Source organism: Niallia sp. Man26 (assembly GCF_022049065.2).
Lineage (GTDB): Bacteria > Bacillota > Bacilli > Bacillales > Cytobacillaceae > Niallia.
In genome coordinates this window covers 584448-606816 of sequence record NZ_CP095743.1, presented here as the reverse complement: position 1 = coordinate 606816, position 22369 = coordinate 584448, and the positions used below count along the sequence as shown (strand labels likewise).

23 protein-coding genes and 1 riboswitch are annotated in these 22369 nt (G+C 40.4%); of the genes, 4 read left to right on the top strand and 19 right to left on the bottom strand.

Going from position 1 to position 22369, the window contains the following annotated elements; all coding sequences use genetic code 11:
• The first annotated feature begins 20 nt into the window (after positions 1 to 20).
• Positions 21 to 920 carry a TIGR01777 family oxidoreductase gene (locus tag L8T27_RS03065; protein ID WP_237940723.1) on the top strand — a complete coding sequence of 300 codons (900 nt, stop codon included), beginning with the start codon at positions 21 to 23 and terminating at the stop codon, positions 918 to 920.
• A gap of 61 nt (positions 921 to 981) precedes the next feature.
• On the top strand, positions 982 to 1107 hold the full coding sequence (locus L8T27_RS03060; protein WP_233316378.1) for a YfhE family protein: 126 nt from the start codon (positions 982 to 984) through the stop codon (positions 1105 to 1107).
• A 305-nt stretch (positions 1108 to 1412) separates the two neighbouring features.
• On the opposite strand, the gene L8T27_RS03055 is transcribed toward L8T27_RS03060, so the two are convergent.
• Both L8T27_RS03055 and L8T27_RS03050 read right to left on the bottom strand, forming a co-directional pair.
• Positions 1413 to 1595 carry a hypothetical protein gene (locus tag L8T27_RS03055; RefSeq protein WP_233316377.1) on the bottom strand — a complete coding sequence of 61 codons (183 nt, stop codon included), beginning with the start codon at positions 1593 to 1595 and terminating at the stop codon, positions 1413 to 1415.
• Positions 1596 to 1819: 224 nt separating this feature from the next.
• Entirely contained in the window at positions 1820 to 2887 is a 1068-nt protein-coding gene (locus L8T27_RS03050) for an ATP-grasp domain-containing protein (protein WP_237940722.1), read from the bottom strand.
• Between the two features lie 228 nt (positions 2888 to 3115).
• On the opposite strand from L8T27_RS03050, the gene L8T27_RS03045 reads away from it, so the two are divergent.
• Positions 3116 to 4174 (top strand): lactonase family protein, encoded by a 1059-nt coding sequence (locus tag L8T27_RS03045; protein ID WP_233316375.1) that lies wholly within the window; start codon positions 3116 to 3118, stop codon positions 4172 to 4174.
• A gap of 44 nt (positions 4175 to 4218) precedes the next feature.
• On the opposite strand, the gene L8T27_RS03040 is transcribed toward L8T27_RS03045, so the two are convergent.
• From L8T27_RS03040 to L8T27_RS02980, 13 genes are all read right to left on the bottom strand, one after another.
• Positions 4219 to 4929 carry an ABC transporter ATP-binding protein gene (locus L8T27_RS03040; protein ID WP_237940721.1) on the bottom strand — a complete coding sequence of 237 codons (711 nt, stop codon included), beginning with the start codon at positions 4927 to 4929 and terminating at the stop codon, positions 4219 to 4221.
• A gap of 14 nt (positions 4930 to 4943) precedes the next feature.
• Positions 4944 to 5720, bottom strand: coding sequence for an ABC transporter ATP-binding protein (locus L8T27_RS03035; protein ID WP_233316373.1), 777 nt, complete (start codon positions 5718 to 5720; stop codon positions 4944 to 4946).
• The gene (locus L8T27_RS03030; RefSeq protein WP_237940720.1) at positions 5721 to 6992 is read right to left on the bottom strand and encodes a branched-chain amino acid ABC transporter permease; all 1272 of its coding nucleotides are present in this window, start codon (positions 6990 to 6992) and stop codon (positions 5721 to 5723) included.
• A gap of 9 nt (positions 6993 to 7001) precedes the next feature.
• Positions 7002 to 7979, bottom strand: coding sequence for a branched-chain amino acid ABC transporter permease (locus L8T27_RS03025; RefSeq protein ID WP_233316371.1), 978 nt, complete (start codon positions 7977 to 7979; stop codon positions 7002 to 7004).
• Positions 7980 to 8139: 160 nt separating this feature from the next.
• The gene (locus L8T27_RS03020) at positions 8140 to 9336 is read right to left on the bottom strand and encodes a branched-chain amino acid ABC transporter substrate-binding protein (RefSeq protein WP_233316370.1); all 1197 of its coding nucleotides are present in this window, start codon (positions 9334 to 9336) and stop codon (positions 8140 to 8142) included.
• Positions 9337 to 9653: 317 nt separating this feature from the next.
• Positions 9654 to 10178 carry an acyl-CoA thioesterase gene (locus L8T27_RS03015; RefSeq protein ID WP_237940719.1) on the bottom strand — a complete coding sequence of 175 codons (525 nt, stop codon included), beginning with the start codon at positions 10176 to 10178 and terminating at the stop codon, positions 9654 to 9656.
• A gap of 44 nt (positions 10179 to 10222) precedes the next feature.
• A complete protein-coding gene (locus L8T27_RS03010; RefSeq protein ID WP_237940718.1) occupies positions 10223 to 11758 on the bottom strand; it encodes a sensor histidine kinase in 1536 nt (511 codons plus the stop codon).
• Positions 11697 to 12386: a response regulator transcription factor gene (locus L8T27_RS03005; RefSeq protein ID WP_237940717.1), complete on the bottom strand. Its 690-nt coding sequence runs from the start codon at positions 12384 to 12386 to the stop codon at positions 11697 to 11699. Before L8T27_RS03005 ends, L8T27_RS03010 begins: the two co-directional genes overlap by 62 nt.
• A gap of 116 nt (positions 12387 to 12502) precedes the next feature.
• Complete coding sequence (locus L8T27_RS03000) at positions 12503 to 13681, bottom strand: ABC transporter permease (protein ID WP_237940716.1); 1179 nt, start codon at positions 13679 to 13681, stop codon at positions 12503 to 12505.
• A complete protein-coding gene (locus L8T27_RS02995) occupies positions 13678 to 14379 on the bottom strand; it encodes an ABC transporter ATP-binding protein (RefSeq protein WP_245399834.1) in 702 nt (233 codons plus the stop codon). The genes L8T27_RS03000 and L8T27_RS02995 overlap by 4 nt, the downstream gene beginning before the upstream one ends.
• Positions 14379 to 15380, bottom strand: coding sequence for an efflux RND transporter periplasmic adaptor subunit (locus L8T27_RS02990; RefSeq protein WP_233316365.1), 1002 nt, complete (start codon positions 15378 to 15380; stop codon positions 14379 to 14381). The genes L8T27_RS02995 and L8T27_RS02990 overlap by 1 nt, the downstream gene beginning before the upstream one ends.
• Positions 15381 to 15597: 217 nt before the next feature.
• Positions 15598 to 16851, bottom strand: a complete 1254-nt coding sequence (locus tag L8T27_RS02985; protein WP_233316364.1) for a M20/M25/M40 family metallo-hydrolase — start codon at positions 16849 to 16851, stop codon at positions 15598 to 15600.
• A 136-nt stretch (positions 16852 to 16987) separates the two neighbouring features.
• Positions 16988 to 17815, bottom strand: coding sequence for an SAM hydrolase/SAM-dependent halogenase family protein (locus tag L8T27_RS02980; protein WP_282581418.1), 828 nt, complete (start codon positions 17813 to 17815; stop codon positions 16988 to 16990).
• 178 nt (positions 17816 to 17993) lie between these two features.
• A riboswitch (PreQ1 riboswitch) is annotated at positions 17994 to 18038 on the top strand.
• A 7-nt stretch (positions 18039 to 18045) separates the two neighbouring features.
• On the opposite strand from L8T27_RS02980, the gene L8T27_RS02975 reads away from it, so the two are divergent.
• Complete coding sequence (locus L8T27_RS02975; RefSeq protein ID WP_237940715.1) at positions 18046 to 18567, top strand: QueT transporter family protein; 522 nt, start codon at positions 18046 to 18048, stop codon at positions 18565 to 18567.
• A 41-nt stretch (positions 18568 to 18608) separates the two neighbouring features.
• On the opposite strand, the gene L8T27_RS02970 is transcribed toward L8T27_RS02975, so the two are convergent.
• The 4 genes from L8T27_RS02970 to L8T27_RS02955 form a co-directional block, all read right to left on the bottom strand.
• The gene (locus tag L8T27_RS02970) at positions 18609 to 19088 is read right to left on the bottom strand and encodes a GNAT family N-acetyltransferase (RefSeq protein ID WP_237940714.1); all 480 of its coding nucleotides are present in this window, start codon (positions 19086 to 19088) and stop codon (positions 18609 to 18611) included.
• Between the two features lie 18 nt (positions 19089 to 19106).
• Positions 19107 to 20186, bottom strand: coding sequence for a toxic anion resistance protein (locus L8T27_RS02965; protein ID WP_237940713.1), 1080 nt, complete (start codon positions 20184 to 20186; stop codon positions 19107 to 19109).
• Entirely contained in the window at positions 20183 to 20842 is a 660-nt protein-coding gene (locus L8T27_RS02960) for a 5-bromo-4-chloroindolyl phosphate hydrolysis family protein (protein ID WP_233316360.1), read from the bottom strand. Before L8T27_RS02960 ends, L8T27_RS02965 begins: the two co-directional genes overlap by 4 nt.
• A gap of 261 nt (positions 20843 to 21103) precedes the next feature.
• Positions 21104 to 22336, bottom strand: a complete 1233-nt coding sequence (locus L8T27_RS02955; protein WP_233316359.1) for an L-lactate MFS transporter — start codon at positions 22334 to 22336, stop codon at positions 21104 to 21106.
• Positions 22337 to 22369: the final 33 nt, after the last annotated feature.

Genomic DNA, 22369 nt, shown 5'->3' with positions numbered 1-22369 from the left:
TATTTAGGGAGGATTACACAATGAATTTCCTGATTGCTGGCGGAACCGGCTTGATCGGTAATGCTCTAATAAAGAGTTTAACGCAAAAAGGTCATGCTATCTATTGTTTGACTAGAAGCAAAAATCGGGAGAACAGCGGACAATTATTTTTTGTTAACTGGGATGATGCATTAACAAGCTCTTCTGCTGCACTTCCTGCACCTATCGATATTGTTATTAATCTTGCTGGTGAATCACTAAACAGTGGCCGCTGGACATCTGAACGAAAAGAAAGAATCGTCAAAAGCCGGGTAAAGTCAACAGACAGACTTCTATCTATCATCAGAGAGCTTCCAAACAGACCAAAGCTTTGGATGAACGCCAGTGCAATCGGTGTTTATGGAACTTCCTTAAGCATGAAATTTACAGAAGAGTCCAGTCTAGGCAATGATTTTCTTGCAGATACTGTAAAACAGTGGGAAGCACATGCTGCTCATGCAACAGAGCAGGACATCAGAACGGTTTTTTGTCGTTTCGGTCTTGTGCTTTCAGAAAAAGGGGGAGCTCTTCCGAAACTGCTTCTTCCCTATAAGTTATTTGCCGGCGGAAATTTAGGGAGTGGAAACCAGTGGGCATCTTGGATACATATTAAAGATGTTGTTGCCGCAATGGAGTTTATTATAAATAATAATTCTATTTCAGGTCCAGTTAATTTCACAGCACCAGCTCCAGTTAAGATGAGTATTCTAGGTAAAGCGATAGGCAGACAGCTCGGCCGTCCGCATTGGCTGCCAGTTCCAGCTCCTTTTCTTAAGCTGGCATTAGGAGAAATGAGTGTGCTAGTTGCAGAAGGGCAGCATGTTTTTCCCTCTGTCTTGACTAAACATGGCTATACCTTTACATATGAGACGATAGATTCTGCCATCGCCAGCCTCTGCTGATGTATCTTTCCAACAAGAATGGAGACAATAACATTATCTTCATTTAGAAAGGATGTCAGCAATGGATAAGAAAAAAGCATTCAAAGGGAAACCAAAGCTTTCCAGCATGCAAGAGGTCACATATCAGCATGAATTTAAAATGGCGGATAGAGCTGCAAGCAGACAATCCGACCAAGGAAAACAGTAAGTCAATAAATACATTACATGGTAAAGCTGGGGATAACTTTCTAACTTATGAAAGCATTTTCATTTTTTATGCTTACATATCCCAACTTATCCACAAATCCACTAGGATAACCACATTAAAACTGTGGATATTGTGAATAAATCTGTGGAATACCACTCTCCTATAGTTTTCGCATGTGTATAAGTAAGTGAATAAGTACGCTCTTTTTCCACAGGGTCTAAACATGAAAAAATCCACTAGCAATTGCTGGTGGATTTCGTTTTCTTAAATAATTAGTATAATTGCAGTAAATTTAAATGAATATATTAAATACTTCTGCCAGCAGATATCTCTTCCTGAAGCATTCTCAGTTTATCTTGATAGTAACAGTACTTTTGGAAATAGAGATTTCTATCTAAACCTAATGCCGCTTTATTTGATTTTTGTGAGTACTTGTTGATAAGCCTTGCATAATATCGCATTTTTAGTGTTTGGATAATGGCATCCACTGGTATTCCTCCCAAGTATTTTTTGTTCTCTATAAAGAACCTATAAGCAAAAAAATATTACCTTTACAGACAATTTCTTTATAAAGAACAAATGTTGTTTGTTATAAAGTGTTAATAAATTAATAATACGTCGATATGTTCGTTATGTCAATAACTTTTGTTTCTTATAAAGAACCGTTTGTTATTTTGAAAAAAACCCCAGTTTAACCGAGGTTTTTCTTGCCTTACATATGCACAATTTTTGTGTAGAAAGCATTATCTTTTAACACTATTTCCTTTTCTAAATAGCTTGATTTAATACCAAAGTGAGGCTGAAAATATTTAATTGCCTTTCTTCCCTCTATTAAAAGCTTTATTGCCCTGTATGGCATATTAATTCCTGCTAAGCAGCTGTAATGAAGGCCGCCTGACATTCTTGGATTGATTTCAAGCAGCTTCGGTATACCGTTTTGATATTTCACTTGGATATTATAGATAAACGGGATTTTAAGGGCTTCATTTATTTCTTTTGCCAGCTTTAAGAGCAATGGATTGTCCTCCAGCTCCCTGAGCCTGCCTTTTCCCTTTTTTCTTGGGATAGCAGCCATCAATTTACCTTCATACGACAGACAGTCAATGCTGTACTCATATCCATCTAAATATTCTAGCACCATCAAAGGCGGAAAGGATTCCTGCTGCATCAATATTTGATACGCTGAATCCAAGGATATATTAGCACTAATCCCTTGATAGAAAAGCTCATCAATGGAATCAAGCTTTTCCTGAATAACTCTGAAGCCGTTCCCTCCCTCTCCAATAACAGGTTTAAAGCAGACTTTATGACCTTTTTCTTTTAATGTAAAATATGCTTTCTTGAATTCCTCAGCAGTGTTAACAATCTCATAATCAGGTATGTTCACCGCGGTTTTAAGTACCGGATGCTCACTCATCAGCTTATATGTAGCTTCCTTATCATCAAGAACCTCCATCAGTGAAGAATCAGGACATACAAGAACCTTTACGCCAAGCTCCTCAAACTTGTGGAGATTTTTTGAAATAAGTACATTCTCTTTTCGTGGAACAAATATATTTATGCGATGAATTTTGCAAAAGCGCAAACAAAATTCAATATAATCTTCCCCGCTAATATCTGGTTCGATAAATGCTGCATCACAGTAGCTTAAATATAATGCATGCTCATTAATGGAGGTGCCATACACCTCAAAATCATTTCCGTCAGCATTGTATTTGATCATGTCAATAAAGTGAGCAGCTGTTGTGAACCAATGATTAAACCATATTTTTTTCTTCATTTCTCTATCCTTTCCATAATACAAACATTGCAATTATCTCTCTCAAACTACTAGTATGCTCATGATTTTTTTATTTATACGCTAGACTAAGAAGGCTTGATATTACGCCTTTTCTACACTGCTGTACGTTTGAATTTTCTCTCTATTTGCATTTTAGAAGTTTCTTTATTAGTGAGTGGGCTTACAATTTGCTATAATATATTTAAATCTTTTAAAGGAGACTTGTTCATGACAAATTCAAAGAAGTTTATAGGATATGTAGGTACATATACAAAGTCAACTAGTAAAGGAATTTATTCCTTCGTGCTTGATACAGAGGAAAAGAAAATTTCGAATGTAGAACTGGCTGCAGAATTAGAGAACCCGACATACGCAACAATTTCTAAAGATAATAAGTTCCTATATGCTGTAGGTAAGGAAGGCTCACTTGGAGGAGTTGCCGCTTATAGTGTTGACCCTACTACTGGAAAGCTTGAATTCATTAACAAGCAGTTCACTGAAGGCGCTTCCCCTTGTCATGTTAGCGTAGATGAAAACAAAAGCTATACACTTACTGGAAATTACCATAAAGGAACAGTCGAGGCATACCCACTAAATACTGATGGAGCTGTTCAAGAATTGGCTGCAAAAGTTGAGCATACAGGCACTGGTCCAAATACAGCGAGACAAGAAAAGCCGCATATGCACTTCACAGGCTTTACACCAGATGAGCGTTTTGTCGTTTCTGTTGACCTTGGTATCGATAAAGTTGAAACTTATAAGCTGACAGACGGCCAATTGGAAACAGTTTGCAGCCTATCAGTTAAACCTGGAAGCGGACCAAGACATATTGCATTCCACCCGAATGGCAAATTCGCTTATGTGATGACTGAATTAAGCAATGAAGTTATCACATTATCTTATAACAGCGAAACAGGCGAATTGAAAGATTTGCAATATATCTCTGCATTGCCGATCGACTTTACTGAAAACAGCCAAGGTAGCGCAATTCACCTATCATCTGACGGCAAGTTTGTCTATGCTGGAAACCGCGGCCATAACTCTATTGCCCTTTTTAGCGTTAACAGCGAAACAGGAACATTGACTTTTATCGAGCATACTTCAACAGAAGGAAACTGGCCTCGTGATTTTGTGCTTGATCCAACTGAAAAGTTCATCGTAGCTTCAAATGAGCAATCGGACACACTTACATTGTTTGAAAGAGATGAAGCAACAGGCAAGCTGACATTGCTTCAATCAGAAATTCATGCTCCAGAACCAGTTTGTGTAAAATTCTTGAACTATTAATGCAGTAAAAAACCAAAAGAGATTTCAATCTCTTTTGGTTTTTTTTACGCTAAGTATGCTTCTTGAACTTGTTTGTTAGAAATAAGTTCCTCCCCATATCCTTCCAGAACAATTCCCCCGGTCTGAATGACATAACCTCTATTTGCGATTTGCAGTGCCTGAAAAGCGTTTTGCTCTACCAATAAAATCGTCATTCCGTCTCGGTTAAGCTCCTTAATAATTTCAAAAATCTGTTCAACAATAATAGGCGCAAGACCCATGGATGGTTCATCAAGCATCAGCAGCTCTGGCTGCATCATTAAGGCACGGCCAATTGCGAGCATTTGCTGCTCACCGCCGCTCATCGTTCCTCCTTTCTGGTCTATCCGCTCTTTCAGTCTCGGAAAATACTCAAACACTTTTTTTATTCTTGTTTCAATCAGTGACTTATCCTTTACAGCAAAGGCGCCAATAAGCAGGTTTTCCTTCACTGTCAGCTTAGGAAATATCCTTCTTCCCTCTGGAACTTGGGAAATTCCTAATATCGCACTTTTATGTGCAGCAATGTTAGTAATCTTCTTTTCCTTGTAAATAATGCTTCCTCTTTTGACAGGTACCTGCCCGCTGATTGACTTTAATGTCGTAGATTTTCCAGCCCCATTGCTGCCGATTAATGTAATAATTTCTCCATAGTTTACATGGAGACTGATGCCCTTTAATGCTTGGATGCCTCCATAAGATGCCTCTACCTCGACTAATTCTAATATTTTATCCATGTTAATTCCTCCCCTTATGCAAGTGATACGGCACCTTTTCCTAAGTATGCTTCAATTACTTTCGGATTGGATCTGATATCCTCAGGCCTACCTTCAGCAATCTTTTCTCCATGGTCTAAAACGATGATATGATTAGAAATTTCCATAACAAGCTTCATATCATGTTCAATCAGAATGATAGTCAAGTCGAGCTTTGCGCATATATCCTGGATTAAATCAGTTAAGAGGGCCGTCTCTTTTGGATTCATGCCTGCAGCTGGTTCATCTAAAAGCAGTACACTTGGATTTGTTGCAAGGGCGCGGGCAATCTCCAGCCTTCTTTGCGCACCATAAGACAGATTTCCGGCACTTTCATTCACTGCATCTGCAAGGCCGACATATTCAAGCAGTCTGTATGCCTCCCTTTTAGCTTCCTCCTCCTCCTGTCTTGCACTCGGCAGCTGCAGTAAAGTGCCGATAATATTTCCCTTAATTCGGTTATGCATCCCAATAAGAACATTCTCTAGCACTGTTATCTCACTGAAAAGGCGGATGTTTTGAAATGTCCTTGAAATTCCGTGCTTGGCAACAACATGCGGCTTTAAACCGGCAATTTGCTTACCGTTCAACATAATTGAACCTTTTGTCGGCTTGTAGACTCCTGTTATCATATTAAAAAAAGTTGTTTTACCTGCCCCATTTGGACCGATAACTGCTGTAATTGTATTCTTTTCCACCGCCATATCAATATTAGCATTCGCAATTAAGCCGCCGAATGTTTTCGTCAAGCCTGTCACCTCAAGAATATTCATTTATATATCCCTCCTTGCGACTGGTATTTTTGATTCCAGGTTTGTGTCTACCTTTTCCGGAGATTTCAGTTTGTTTACATCAAACCGGATGTTTTTTGCTGGAATCAGCCCTTGCGGACGGTATAATGTCATAACTACAAGCAATATTCCAAAGATAAAACGCTGCATTTTAACAGGCGATAATGCATCAGGAATAGTAACAACTTGGCTGAGCCAGCCTGTAATTTCCGTCAGTACTTGCAAATTAAGAATAGTGACAACTGCTGCTCCTAAAATAACACCAGGCACACTGCCCATCCCACCAAGGATGACCATCACCAGAATGGTTGTCGATTCCAGATATGTGAAGCTTGTCGGATCAATAAACATCTGTTTTGCGGCAAAAACAACACCCATCATCCCTGAAAAGGAGGCTCCAATCGCAAATGCAGTCAGCTTTGTTTTTACAAGGGGGATCCCCATCGCCTGTGCGGCAATCTCATTTTCTCTGACTGCTTTCCATGACCGTCCCAGCTTCGTATGCTCTAGTTTTGTCACAGCGTAAATGACAAAAAGAAACATTACTAGAACAACATAATAATATTGATTAGGAAAGATAAGAGTTATACCAAATATTTCCGGCGGGCTGATGCTGGCAAGACCCATTGCTCCGTTCGTTATATTGACAGGCTTATCAAGGTTATTAAAGACAATCCGGATGATTTCTCCAAAGCCTAATGTGACAATTGCTAGATAATCACCTTTCACACGAAGAACTGGTATTCCTAATAAGACACCAAACAATGCGGCCACAAACAAGCCAATAATAATAAATATCCAAAAGCTGTTACCTGAAAGAGGATATTCACCGAACGGCATGAAGTTAGAAGCCTGTACTGTCGCAAATATCCCATATGTATAAGCACCAACTGCAAAAAATGCAACAAATCCTAGGTCAAGGAGACCAGCTAGACCAACGACAATATTTAAACCAAGGGCCATGCATACATAAATCCCGACCATTGTTGCTACTTCCATATAAGATTGGTATGTTGGTCCCTGACTTGCCGCATATGGAAGGATGAAACCTAAGATAACTAATCCTGCTGCCCATTTCCACTTATTGCCGAAGTTCATGAAATAGAGAATTAGCAATGAAAGCAGCAAAAGCAAAAAAGCTGTGACAGATTTCTGGGCAAGATAAAGGCTTGCACTTGTTACAGATACATAGAAGGAAAAGAGAATGCCTTGGGCAAGTTTGCTTGTTTTTAATGTGGTCATGAAATTTGCCATTTTACCCACCTACACTTTCTCGGCTACGGCTTTGCCAAATAAGCCTTCTGGTTTAAATATCAACACAATGATCAGTATGGCAAATGCTGCAACATCCTTGTATTCTGCACCTAATATTCCATCTGTAATGACCGACAGGTTTGCGGCTGTAAACATTTCAATTAGACCAATAAGCAAACCCCCTACCATTGCACCGCGAATATTGCCAATCCCGCCAAGTACTGCTGCAGTAAAAGCCTTCAAGCCTAAAATGAATCCAATATAAGGATCAATCGTCCCATATTGGACAGCAAATAGTACTCCTGTCGCACCGCCTAATGCAGATCCGACAAAAAAGGTGACAGAAATAACTTTATTCACATTGATAGACATGAGTGATGCAGTGTCCCTGTCCTGGGCGACAGCTCGCATTGCCATCCCCCATTTAGTTTTGTTAACAAAGAAGTCAAGACCAACCATTAAAATAACAGCAACAATAATAACAACAAGAAAAGAGGTTTTGAAGCTCGCATTGTTAGCACCTAAAAGGGAGCCCACTTGATGCTGCCCTGAGAATAAGGAAGGAGTGTTCAGGATATAGTTGCCTTTGTACAGCTCTGTGATAAAACGGACAATATCCTGCAAAAGAAAGGAAATACCGATTGCGGATATCAAGGCAATCAATTTGGGAGCCTTCCTTAACGGACGGTAAGCAACTCTTTCCATTCCCATCCCCATTAATCCCGTAATCAAGCTTGTGATGACAAGCATAATAATTAAAGACAAGACCGCCGGAAGCATGGAGGTCCAGCCAAGGCTTGTCAATACAATCAGCACTGCTGTTCCGACAAATGCTCCTGTCATGAAAATTTCGCCATGAGCAAAGTTAATCAGTTCTAAAATCCCGTAAACCATCGTATAGCCTAAAGCGATAACGGCATAAACCGCTCCTAAAGCAAGACCGTCAATTAAAACTTGCGGCAATGTTTGCAACACTTCTGTCAGCATATTCTTCCCCACACTTTTATAGTTTTTTTATTGAAAGATAAGGGCAGTCCCCTATGTAGTAATTGAAACGAAAAAGGGTATGAACACTCATACCCTTTTTCTAAAAATATGCCGTCCTTTTCTAGAAGATTGGCACATCTTTTAAAAGAATTTGCAAGGCTTATTGAGAGATCTCACCGTCTAATGTTGCCGGGTAAGAAGCTTCATCAAATTTATAAATGAATATTTTAGCGTACTTGTTATCTCCTTTTTCATCAAAGCCTACCTCTGTTACAACACCTTTATAATCCTGTGTTCCGCGTACTGCCTCTGTCACTGCCTCTCGTGTAGGCATTTTGCCGTCATTTTCTTCAATGGCTTTTTCAATGCCTGCAAGCAAAACCCCGGCACTGTCATAAGCATATGCTGAATATGATTCAATTGATTTATTAAAGGCTGCTTTATAGTCGTCCGCAAACTTTGTGCCTTCTTCTGTTTTTGTCGTATCGCCTGCAACAGATGTCAGGAATGTGTTTTTGACAGCGTCACCGGCAATTTCAACAAATGCAGATGAATCAAGGCCGTCTCCACCCATAAATGGAATATCTAGGCCTTTTTCACGAGCTTGCTTTACAAGGATGCCACCCTCGGCATACAGCCCTCCATAATAAATCATGTCCGGCTGTTTAGAAGTAACTTGATTTAGAACTCCATTGAAGTCCTTCTCCCCGACCGTGATTCCCTCAAATCCTACAATTTCAGCTCCCATCTCCTCTGCAGCACCTCTAAAGGCCTCAGCCAATCCTGAGCCATAAGCGGTTTTGTCTTGAATAATAAATATTTTCTTTGCTCCTAATGTGTTTATCGCATATTCAGCACCAGCTGGGCCTTGGAAGTCATCACGGGCAACTACTCGGCTGACTGTCTCCAAGTTACGGTCCGTAAAATCTGTTGCTGTACTTGCAGGAGAAATACTGATAAGTTTATTATTTTCATACACTTCAGATGCTGGGATGGACACACCTGAATTTAAATGGCCGACAACACCTAGCACCGCTTGGTCTGCTGCTACCAGCTGAGCATTAGCCACCCCTTTTTTCGGATCGCCTTGGTCATCTTGTGCCTCCAGCTTCAGCTCGAAGCCCAAATCAGCGAATTTGTCCTGTTGCTGATCGATTGCCAATTGTGCTCCCAGCTTGATCGCTTCCCCTAATGTGGCACTTCCGCCAGATAGAGGTGATTGTGTAACAATCTTAATTACCTGTTTTCCTCCATCACTGTCTCCTGAGGAGTCAGAGCTGGAAGAAGCACATCCACTTAAAAACCCAAGTGCTAAAGTAGCTGTCATTGCGATTGATAATGCCTTTTTGGATAACATAGTTCTCCTCCTATTTGCTATGTACTTTTTTAAAGCGGTATTGCAAACAGATAACCTCTTCTGGCAGATGTGCCATCATTAGCTATACTTATGTAAGGATTATAATCTCGGATGAAACAAGTGTCTTTCATATTGTCAGATAATCTAACGGCATATTTTCAAATTTTTTTTATTTCCAGACATATGTTTTATTTCTCGAAATAACTGGTCTTTTTTTCTTTACTTCTTTCCATTTAATAAAACAAGCTTCCCATTGTGCTTATCAACATTGTTAAACACAAAAAAACAGAAGGCTTATTTCGCCTTCTGTTTTTCATTTAAATCCACGGAGCATCTGTTTTAACCACTTTCGCAAATGCTTTGCTGTGCTCTCTTCTGTCTTTTCTTACTCTAACCCGCTGTTCTGCTGTATTAAAAAGCATATGCTCTTCCTCAGATTGAGGAACTACCTGTGGAATCCTTGTTGGCTTTCCTTCCTCATCAAGAGCTACAAATGTCAAAAATGACGTTGCGGCAAGCTTGCGTTCACCTGTTTTTAAATTTTCTGCCACCACTTTCACAAATACCTCCATTGAGGATCTGCCTGTATGTGTGACATAAGACTCAAGGCAAACCGAATCAGTCGGCCTTATCGGAATTAAAAAATCAACGGAATCGGTGGAAGCTGTAACGACATTGCTTCTAGAATGTCTTGAAGCACTAATTGATGCTACATCGTCAATATAGCTCATCAGCTTTCCGCCAAATAAAGAATTATGATTATTTGTATCAATCGGAAAGATTCTGCTTGTCTTTACTACTAATGAATCTTTGCAAAATTTCTCTTTGGGCATATTCAACATGCTGCACTCCTTTTGATGCCTTTCATGACGGGAAGATAAATATTTTAGTTGCTTTCTTCTTTCCATAATGGCAATTTCAATAAAAACATTGTAGTAGAACCATTGGATTTTTGTAAAGATAAAAGCCCTCCAAGCGCTTTTGCCAAAAGCAGGCTGTATGGCAATCCTAATCCTAGTCCACGCTCTACGTCCTTCTTGTTTTTTCCCCTGTAGAAGCGCTCAAAAATAAAATGCTGCTCCTCAACAGGAATACCATATCCATTATCCTCGACCGTAATTAAGACGTTGTCATTGTCATATTTAAGGCTGACTGACAGTTCTGCATCAGCCTTGCCTTTAATGGCATGAAGGCTGTTATTAAGCAGATTGACCACGATTTGCTGCAAGCGGACACTGTCGATATTGGCGAACACTTGCTTTTCCATACTAGTATAGGTTACCTTCACATCTTTTAACGCATCTGCATGGACAATTTCCCACTGATAGATAATTTCTTTAACAGCTGCTTGAATATTTGTCTTCTCGAAATGGACTCTAATAGATCCTGCACTAAAGCTGTTAAAATCAAGGAGATCCTCCACCATGCTCTGCAGCCGTTTCGCTTCCTTTAAGCTCATCGCTAAAAACTCTTTTTTTCTGTCATCTGTAATAATATTATCATTCACAGCTTGAACGAGGGCGCTAATAGAAGTAATTGGTGTTTTCAGCTCATGCGTCACACCTGCGAGAAGCTGTGTCCGCAGTCCCTCTAATGTTTGCAGCCTCTTCGTCATTTCATTAAAGGATAATACGAGCTGATGCAGCTCCTTTTCCTGAACATCTTCGTTGAGTCGAATATCATAATTGCCATTCATTAAGTTTTGTGCCGCATTTGCGACTTCCTCCACAGGCTTTGCCAGCTTCTTTGACAAAGAGTAGATTACAAGCCACCCAAGGATGGCAAGACCTGTCAGAAGAAGACCAAGTAATTGATATTCCTCTGTATTAATGCGGAGCTGATCATGGGGCTGGATAATATACACGTTTCCCGCCAACTTATCGCCTTTCAAGATAGGGGCAATTACAACAGATGCCTTTCTGTTATCGCTTAAGGTGATTGTCTCCACAGTTAAATCTTCCACCATATCCAAATCTTCAATCGCAGATGCTTGATCCGTATTATTTGGAGCAGGCTCCTTCATTTCTGACTGAGGGCTGTTCGGCGCCATGTCCTGCATAGGAGAAAGGAGATTTACCTCACCTGATTCAGCCTTAATATAAATGCTCATTGGCTGATAGATGCTTTGCGAATCCTGCCTGTCCTGCATAAATGGAAACCTGACGTCCCAGATATTTTCTAAATCTTCATCGCCTGCTCTTCCTGCTATTTCTTGGGCAACGAACTTCGTCAATTCAAGCCTGTTCACCAAGGCATTATGGCGGATCCAGAGAATGGAAACTACTCCGATGATGACAAGTCCGACTATTAATGTAAATAAATATCGTTTTGTCCAATAATATAGAAGGGGTGTTTTTTCTTTATTTTTTTTCTTGAATATAGAATTGATAGCCGAGTCCGCGTAATGTTTTAATTTCCCCATATTCTGCATCCCATCCATTCAATAATTTCCTAATTCTTTTAATCGCTAAATCCACCGCCCTGTCACTGCCATCATAATCACTGCCCCATACGTGGTCCAGCAGCTGATCTCTTGTGAAAGTCTGGTTTGGGTTGCCAGCCAAAAAGAGCAGTACAGACAAATCTCTCGGTGTAAACGGAACTTCAATTCCATTTAAAAACACTTGGTGTGATAGATTATTTATTTTCAAGTTTCCATAATAAGTGACATCTTCCTCTGCCTGATATTGCGGGGAGCGGCGCAAAACAGCATGCACCCTTGCTATTACCTCTTCCGCTACAAATGGCTTCGTTATATAATCGTCCGCTCCTGTGTCAAAGCCTTTCAGCTTTTGATCTGTATCGGAAAGTGCAGTAAGCATAATGACAGGACATGCACTTTTTTTGCGGATATGGCCAAGCACTTCCCAGCCATCCATATGGGGCATCATAACATCAAGAAGAACCAATGCCGGCACTGTTTCTTCTATTTTATCTAACGCCTCTTGTCCATTGTATGCATAGCTCACCGCAAAACCTTCCTTCTCAAGGTAAGCTCCAAGCACCATGCTTATTGCCAATTCATCTTCAACAATTAATATATGCTTCATCTCTAATTAGTCCTTTTGTTTTTTACTCATTATACAAGAATAAAGGGATAAAAAACTATCACCTATGAAAAGAGGGTCAGGCTTTTACTATACTAGCAAAAGCCTGACCCTAAATATTACTGATACCTCAAGGCCTCTAACGGGCTTAAGTTTGATGCTTTGTTAGCAGGGAAGATGCCGAATATTATCCCTATTAAGATAGAGAAGGTTACCGAACCTCCGACAATCCACCAAGTGATCTGCATTGTCATATCAAGCATGCTTGACAGCACCTCAGCACTTCCAAGTCCAATCAAGGCACCGAGTATTCCGCCAAATGCACTTAAAACAACCGCTTCAATTAAGAATTGTAACATGATATCTTTTTTCTTCGCTCCAATTGCTTTTCTTATCCCGATTTCCCTTGTTCTTTCTGTAACAGATACAAGCATAATGTTCATGATGCCAATTCCTCCGACAATTAAGGAAATACTTGCGATACCTGCAAGCAGATATGTCATTGTATTGCTGACAGAATCAAGGGCATCAGATACAGAAGATTGATTGCGGACAGAATAGGATGTTTCGTCACCGCCGAATTGGTTGTATAAATCCTGCTCCATTTTTGCCATTCCAATTTCAACAGTATCCTCAGATGTCATTTTAACTGTAGCTGATGTTACATATGTTTGCCCGATAAAGCGCTGTGCTGTTGTAAAAGGAATCAATACTTGATCATCAACAGAGCCTGACAGTTCTTCACCTTGCTCCTCTAGCACACCAATTACTTTAAAAGTTGTGCCATCTATTTTAATAGTCTGGTCAACAGCATTTGAAAAACCAAACAGTTCTGTAGCAACATTGGCGCCTAACACGACGACCTTATTACGGTTATCCAAATCAATATCCATAATGCTGCGCCCAGAGCGGACCGTAATGTCATTTACATCTTCGTAGGAATTGTTAATCCCTGTTACAGTAACACCTTCGCTTGATGTTGTACCGTTTTTCAATGTACTGCTAGTAGAAACCGTCGGTGCTACTGCTTCTACCTCCGATAAATCTTCAAAGGACATGAGTTCATCATATGTGACGACTTCCTCATCGCTTGAATTGCCAGACAGTGATACGGAAACAGTTGTGCTGCCAAGACTGGAAACCTCTTCTGAAACCGATTGGGAAGCACCCATTCCTAAAGAGGTCAAGGCAATTACAGCAGCAACTCCGATAATTATTCCAAGCATCGTCAGAACAGCTCTAAGCTTGTTCATGGTTATATTCTTAAATGATATTTTTATTGCTTGCCCTAATTTCAAGAAACTCCTACCTCCTTTTCCTCCCTGAGTCTTCCATCTTGAATACGGATGACTCTCTTAGCCTGCTTCGCTATTTCAAGATCATGGGTGATTAATATAATTGTATGTCCTTGCTTGTTCAAATCCTTGATTAGCTTCATCACTTCTACTCCTGTCTTACTGTCCAACGCCCCTGTAGGTTCGTCCGCAAGCAGGATCGGCGGGTTGCCGGCAAGAGCGCGGGCAATCGCCACACGCTGCTGCTGGCCACCTGACAATTCAGTCGGCCTATGGCCAGCACGTTCCAGCAATCCTACCTTTTTTAAAGCAGTCAAAGCAACTTCTTTTCGTTCCTTGCTGTTCATTCCTCTGTAAATTAACGGCAGTTCTACATTTTCAAATGCCGATTGCTTCGTCAACAGATTGAATGACTGAAAGATAAAGCCAATCTTATGGTTTCTTACATCTGCTAACTGTTTGCTTTTTAATTGAAAGACATTTTGCCCATCAAGGAAGTATTCGCCAGAATCTGGTGTATCCAGACAGCCGATCATATTCATCAAGGTCGATTTGCCTGACCCTGATGGACCGATGATGGCAATAAAGTCGCCCTTATTAATAGAGAAGCTCACATTATCCAGTGCCTTGACCGTTTCTCCGCCAAGTGTATATTGCTTATTTAAGTTCTTAATTTCTACAATTCTATTTTCTTCAATCATTACTGGTTAGCACCTCCGCCGCCGAAGCCGCCTGATGGCATTTGCCCTCCGCTTGGCATTTGTCCGCCTGATGGCATTTGCCCTCCGCCTGGCATGCCCTGCTGGCTGCTGCTGTCACTGCTTGATTCAAATGTTGGCAGAACAACTGTAGTTCCTTCTTCTAATCCACTTGTAATTTCAGCAACATCTTCATTTTCCAAACCTACTTCTACAGTCTGCTTTGTTGTTGCTGTTGCTGTTGAACCTTCCTCAGTTGTTGAAGATCCAGACGGGATTAGAACATAATATTCATCATCTTCTTTTTGTACTGCTTCGACTGGAACTGTTACTACATCTGTTTTACTGTCCGTTGTGATAGTTGCTTCTGCCGTCATCCCAACTAATAATCCAGAAGGTTTTTTAACTTTTACTGTTACCTCGTATTTTGCCACACTAGAACCTTCAGATGAAGTTGCCTCTTTTGCAACATTCGTTACTTCACCTGTAAATTCTTTGTCTTCTAAAGCACTTACTGTAATCGTAGCTTCTTGTCCTTTCTCAACTTTAGAAATATCAAGCTCGTCCACATTTACAACCATTTCTAAATTATCATAGTCTGTTTCTGTCAATACTTCTGTTCCCATTGAAACACTGTCGCCTTCTTCTACATTAAGCGCCGTAATTTCACCAGAGAAAGAAGCTGTAATCGGGTCAAGCGTATCATCTTCAAATGTAACAAGTTCATCTCCTTCTTCGACTTCATCTCCAACTGCTACATTCACCTCATCGACTGTTGCATTGCCGACAGAGGTTACTGCCTCTGTATTAATAGCTGCTATGCTGCCAGTTCCGCTCACATTAATTTCTACATCTCCAACTTCTGCAGCAGCGGTTTGTGTCGTTGCCTGTGCAGCTACTTGCTGCGTATCATTTTTTGTGAAATAAAAGTAGGAACCAAAACCTCCACCAATTACTACAACAATAACTCCGCTAACGATCCATTTCTTTATGCTTTTCTTCATCCTTCTTCTCATCCTCTTTCTTGTTATATTTTATATGCTTAACTTGCATTTTTTCTTAGTTCCAATAGGCTTGTGCCTCTTACAAGTAATAGAATATAAAAGAAATGTGTCAGGAATAAGTCGAGGGAAATATTTTTTAAAAGTTTCCCAAAAAATTTTTAGGAACGGCTTTTTACACTCAAAAAAAGCAGAGAAACTTAGTTCTCTGCTTTATCTATTATTTCTTTGATAGTAATGGTGCTGTTACATCTCTCATTCCTACTAGTCCTAATATCGTCAAAAAGATATTTTGCGGTCCGATATGGGCATCTGTTGGATCGAAATACTCCTCTAAAGTGTGAAAACCGCCGCTGTTACTGCCACCGCCACCTAATGTCACAGCAGGAATGCCAAGGCTGATCGGTACATTGGAATCTGTGCTGAAGGCTTGTGACAGCACAGGGTTCAAACCGAGAGAAGCTGCTGCAGCAATCGTTGTCTGCACAATTTCTCCTTCTGGGCTTTGTGCGCCTGCCGGTCTGTCACCTACCTGCTTAATTGTCACTTCAATCGCTGTCTTTTCACTGTTCCAGCGATTGTTCTCCTCTTCTGCCGAGTTGTGGAGAATATCCATGACCTGCTCTTCGAGACGAATAAGCTCTTCTGCAGAATTAGAACGCATATCAAGCATCATGCTGGCTTCTTCGGCAATTGTATTTACTGAAGTGCCGCCTGTTATCGTACCGACATTAAAGGTTGTTTTCGGTTCGTCAGGCGTTTTTATATCACCGATCTTACTGATTGCTCTGCCGAGTGCATGAATCGGGCTTGGGATACCAAAGTCGCCAAAGCTGTGGCCTCCTGATCCTTTATAAGTAATGTGGAAACGATGGCTTCCTGTCCCGAGATAGGTAATGCGCTCCGGATGCCCAGGCTCGATGGAAATAAAGCCGTCTATATCCGTCCTGTCCGCAAACAAGCCCTTTACTCCTCTCAAGTCGCCGAGTCCTTCCTCTCCCACTGTTGCTCCAAAAATAATATCGCCTTCTGTCTGAATGTTTGTCTCATTAAATGCTCGCACCAGTGTTAGTACAGCTGCAAGCCCGCGGCCATCATCAGAAATTCCCGGAGCAAACACCTTGCCATTCTCTCTTCTGACAACTATATCTGTCCCATTCGGAAAAACAGTATCCAAGTGAGCACATACGAAAATTCTTGGACCTTTACCAGTGCCAGGGCGAATTCCAAACACATTGCCGTGTCTGTCTTCCTGAATATCGTCAAGACCAAGAAGCTCCAGCTTCGCCTTATAAACCCTGCCTCTTTCCGCTTCCATAAAAGAAGGCGCCGGTATTTTTGTGAGCTCAATCTGCTCCTCCAGCGTTGCATCTGCATCCTTTAGCAAATACTCCAGCCCTTTTTGCACAAGGGAATGTTCCAGCAATTGATCAAATACACCTTTCGTTTTCACAGCAGCAACTTGTTCTCTCAAAAATTACCCCTTCTTTCATTTATTTCGTTTTACAAAATAGAATATTTTTATTATATTCTAAATTTTCTATAAATACTATCTTTCTTTTATAAAAACAAAAAAACCAGACCGCTATAAACGCGTCTGGTTATCTTATTTATTTCTCTACTAGTATTCTCCACTCATTGCCTGTTCCTAAATTATATCTGTTTGCCATCGACTTCTGGTTAATAGCGAGACTGAAATAATGAAGAGAATTCAAGTAGGCAATAGGTTCGCCAATAGCAGCGTCAGCAAAAGAATGACCAAAAAGAACTTTATCCTTGAAGATTTCTTCCTTATTATAATTTATTGTGACAGTTAATGTATCTCCATATTTTACTCCGCTTTGTTTTACCATAGACGCCGGGATATTCGTCCATATATTTCCGAACCGATTATCATGTATTTCAATAATGCCATTAAGCTCATTATTAGCCAGTACCGCTTTTACAACAGGCAATGTTACAACTGCTTCCTTTTCTGTGGAGTGTCCGATATCTTGGTAGCTTATTTGTCCTGAAGCAATTCTCGCACCTGTATAGGCATAAATATCTCTGCCATGAAAAGTGTATGACTCACCGCTGTTTGGAAGGCGATTCTTTGTTTCATCAAGCACGCGAACTTCTTCTATTGCATGAAGCATATGTGTAATCGTGCCATTGTCAGGCGTGATTATGTAATGGCCTTCTAAAGTTTTTACAACGATACTCTTTCTGTCTGATCCAACGCCTGGATCTACTACAGAAACAAATACAGTTCCTTTCGGCCAGTAAGACACAGTTTGTAGAAGGCGATAAGAAGCCTCCCATATATTAAAAGGCGGAATATCATGTGTCAGGTCAAAAATGCGCAAATCAGGTTGAACGGAATTGGCCACTCCATACATAGCTGAAACGGCTCCGTCACTTAAACCAAAGTCAGATTGCAATACTAATGCTTTCACTAAATCACCATTCCTCTCAAAGCTGCATTTTACAATTGGCTAATATTTATTATATGTGTGAAGAGAAAACATATTATGCACACCACAGTGCGTAGGGCTATTAATTATATTAGGATAAAATTATATTGACTCACATACCCTTTTAATGTAGGATTATTGTTTGGTTTTATAATATTTTCATATCGTGGTTCGTAACCATCCCACGTAAAAAAACTAAGGGAGAGAAAAAAATGAATACAAAAACACTTGCAGTAAACGGTGTGATTGCAGCATTGTACATTGCTGTCACTGTTGCAATTGCTCCATTCGGCTTTACGAATGTCCAGTTTCGCTTATCCGAAATGTTTAATCATCTTGTTGTCTTCAATAAGAAATACATTTACGGAATAGTTGCTGGAGTATTTCTAGCTAATTTATTCTTTTCGCCAATGGTTCCTTATGACCTTATATTTGGTGTTGGCCAGTCTATTATCAGTTTGCTTATTACCATAGTAGTTGGTCGCTATGTAAAAAACATTGTTAAGCGTATGATTATTAATACTATCGTGTTTACCTTCACGATGTTTATTATTGCCTTTGAATTGCATTTAGCATTGGACTTTCCATTCTGGGCAACATGGCTTACAACAGCAGTCGGCGAATTTGTCGTCCTTGCAGTCGGGATTCCGATCATCTACGTTATCAATAAGCGAGTTGATTTTGCTTCCTTGATAAATGGAACGAAAAGAACATATTCTCCATCAAGAGATTAAAATATAACAAAATCACCTTAAAGATTTTAGGGTGATTTTTTTTATATGTTCTTGTGTAAAACCAGCTGGTGGCCGGCACTTCCGGCAGCACGCAGTCCTCTGTCTGCAAAGCCTGCCTTCTCATAAACATGCTGTGCAGCCTCATTGTCCTCGTTAACGGCAAGAATCAGTTCATCTGCAGAAGGAAATGAGCCCTTTATGAACTCAGGAAGTTGCTTTAGCATGCTTCCAGCAAATCCTCTACCCTGGTAACTTGCTTCAATCGAATAGGCGCGCAGCAATATGGCGTTCTTATTGCTGTGGTATTCCATCACACCTTTCCCTTTATGCAGAACGAAAAAACCTGCAAGCTGCAAATCCCATAGCAGCAGAAACGGATATCTATCTTTATCTGTGTCACATTGTTCCATTGAAGCAAGAGGCATGGCCGTCCACTGCTCCTGCCCCTTTTTCAAGCGGTAATTTTTTAAAAGTCTCCGATTCGCATCAGTGCATGGAACGATCTTAAGCTTTGCTTCCATCTTTACCACTCCTGCCTGCTATTTATCGAGCTGAATGACCGTTTTTAATTCGTGTTCCGCCTGCTGTCTTGTTTGGCTGCCGTCTACCTGGATGGCGATTGTTTCTTCAATTGCAGACAAAAGCTTTTGCTGAGTTTCTTTCAGTTCAGCAATCTCTAGGATTTGCCCCTGACTGCCGCTTGCATTCATACGGATCATTTCTGTGTTTTTTTCAATAATATTACCTGTGGCGTTGCGGAGACTGCTTTCTGTTTCCATTGCATGCTTTTGCCTCAATAATGTCAATGCAATGGACAGTTGATTTCTCCACAGGGGAATTGCTGTCATAATGGAAGACTGGATTTTCTCCACAACGGTCTGGTTTGTTTGCTGAATCAGTCTGATTTGAGGTGCTGTCTGGATGGTAATTTGTCTGCTGATTTTTAAATCGTAGATGCGTTTCTCCAACCTTTCAGCAAAGTCCTCCATATCCTCTGCCTCCTGCATTTTCATTTCGTCCTGAAGCTCTAATGCAAGCTTTCTCTTGTCTGGGATTATTTGTTCCTTTACCTCTGCAAGCTTTGTTTCTGCAGCTGCAATCAGTATATTTAGATCATGGAAATACTTTTTGTTGCTTTCATAAAGCTGCTCCAGCAAATGAATATCTGAGATAAGCAAATTTTTGCTTCTTGTAAGCCTTACGCTAATCCTGTCAATCTGAGCACTTGTTTTTTGATATTGAGACAGTATCTCCTGCACAGAAGACTTTGCTCTGCCGAAAAGACGAGAAAACAGCCCCTTCTTTTTAACCGATAATTCATCAGGATTGATGTCATCAAGCCGCACCATTAAATCCTTCATAATACTGCTTACTTCTCCTACATCCTTTCTTTGGACATGGTCAATCATCGTCTGTGAAAAAGTAAGGAGCCGTTTTTGCGCATCATGTCCGAAATTTATCAGGGCATGATGACTGGACCAATCGAGGCTATCGGCAAGCGCTTTCGCTTCAAGCTGCTCTTGTTCAGATAAAACAGGAAAAAGGCGATGTGAATTCGCCTTTTCTGCAGGACTATTCTGCAAGCTCTCGTTTAATTGAATTTCATCCCTTTCGGTCATTTTAACCTCCTGCTTTCATCAATTGGCTTATTATCTAATTTCTTGCTGTCCAAAGTATGACGAACTACATCCATCTCGAAATGCAAGTCATCGATGTCATCTGCAAGAATCTCATGAAGATCCTCCTCCAGTGTGAATGACAGCTTCTCTAAAGTAATTCTCGTTTCAGTCAGCGTTTCCTGCAAATCATAATTTTTCTTTGGCTGGGCAGAAAGCAAAGCGTATTTTTCCGCTATTTCTACAGCAGAATCCAAATGGGAATAATAGAACTTTTCCGCCTTGTAGAATCTTTTCGGCTCCTGTTTTGTCAATCGGTATATTTTTTTCGTCACCCTGATAAAATCAATTCTCTTCTTTATGGACGGCAAATGGCGGATTTGTAACATCGCCCGATTAAGCCTCGATATCTTGCTGTTTGCTTCTTTAAGCTGTTTTTGAATAAACTTATACTCTTTTCTTGTCAAAGCATGCTTCTTTAAAAATCTGTGGGAGCTGATTCCATCGGCTAGGAAATAAGCAGCAGTCCCGAGGCCTACCGCATATATGACTGATAGGAAGAAACCTTGATTGAATGCAAACATGCTAACAAACCAAGTCAATATCCCTGTTGGCAGCGCAACACCCGTTCGGATGAGAAAAAGCAAAAATGAGTTCAATTTGATCGACTCCTGACTTTACGTCTTTTATTTTTATACGAACTATGTGAAAAAAAGGTTTCAATTATATTACTCTTATGCTTATACAATAACGGATAAGCAATATTTTTTCCATAGACTTAAAAAGGAATCGCATCTAAGACTTAAGACGTAATTATCATAAAACAGCTCCTTTCCTTATGCATATACGAACTCTCTCAAAAACATGCAAAAAACCCCTCTAAAGAAATATCTTTAGAGGGATTAGCAACTATTTACATATCAGTACTTGTGTGAAGGCTGCATGTTAGGCAGCTTCTGATTAGATTTTCTTTCCGCTTTACCTTGGTATGGCGGTTTGATTGTGAATGCAATTACCAAGGAGATAATGCAGAGAATCGTCAAGATAATGAAGGTTGGAATAAATCCTCCTAAAAGTGCTGCAATAAAGGAACCGGCCAATGCACCGATGCCAAAACCTTGATAGATTACACCGTAGTTTTTGCTTTGATTCTTTAATCCGAAGAAGTCTGCTACAATCGTAGGGAATACAGTAATGTTTCCACCAAAGCAGAAGGCAATAACCGCAACACAAGCAAAGAATATCGGGAAGTTTAATGGAACAAAGCTCAATGTTGCTACAGCAATTGCCGTTGCGAATAATGCACCTGAAACAACTTTCAATCTGCCGACTTTATCTGACAGCGCTCCTAAAACTATACGGCCTGTCGTATTAAAGATTGCAACTAATGCTACTGCATTTGCAGCAGTTGCTGCATCGAGACCTGCAAGACTAACACCGATATCCTTAACAATACCAATCAAGTATAGTCCGCTCATGCATGCTGTAAAGAAAATGACGAACAGCAGGTATGCCTGTTTTGTCTTCAGCATTTCCTTCACTGTATAATCCTTTGTAGCAACATTTCCTGCTGCTGCACTTGAAGTAACCTTTGCTTCTCTCACTAGGAAAGAGCCGCCGACTACCATAATCAGAACGATAATACCCCAAAATAAGAAGGCTGACGTTACACCGTATGCACTTATAAAATGTCCATTAATATACTTAAACACAAGACTTCCAGTTCCGTATGCTCCTACTGAAATACCTGAAATAAGACCTTTTTTCTCTGGGAACCACTTAATTAAATTCGATAATGTTGTAATATACGCTGTACCATCGGCAAAGCCGACAACCACTCCTGCAAGCACATAAAGCATTCCGAGTGATGAAGCTTGAGAGCTAAGAATCAACCCTACGCCGAGCAATATACCTGATGCAGCGATTAGGCGGCGAATTCCCCATTTATCCTGCAGGCGCCCTGCAAACAATGTCGCAAATGCCAATGCGAAGCTAGTAATAGAAAAGGTGATAGCAACAGAGCTTAATTTCCAGCCAAATGCATCAACAAGCGGCTGATTGAACAAGCTCCACGTATATATTGTACCAAGACCCATTTGAACAATGATTGTACCGATGACAATTAACAGCCGGTTTTCTGTGCGGTTTTTCATCTGAAATCTCCTCTTTTCCTCGTTTCGGTTCTT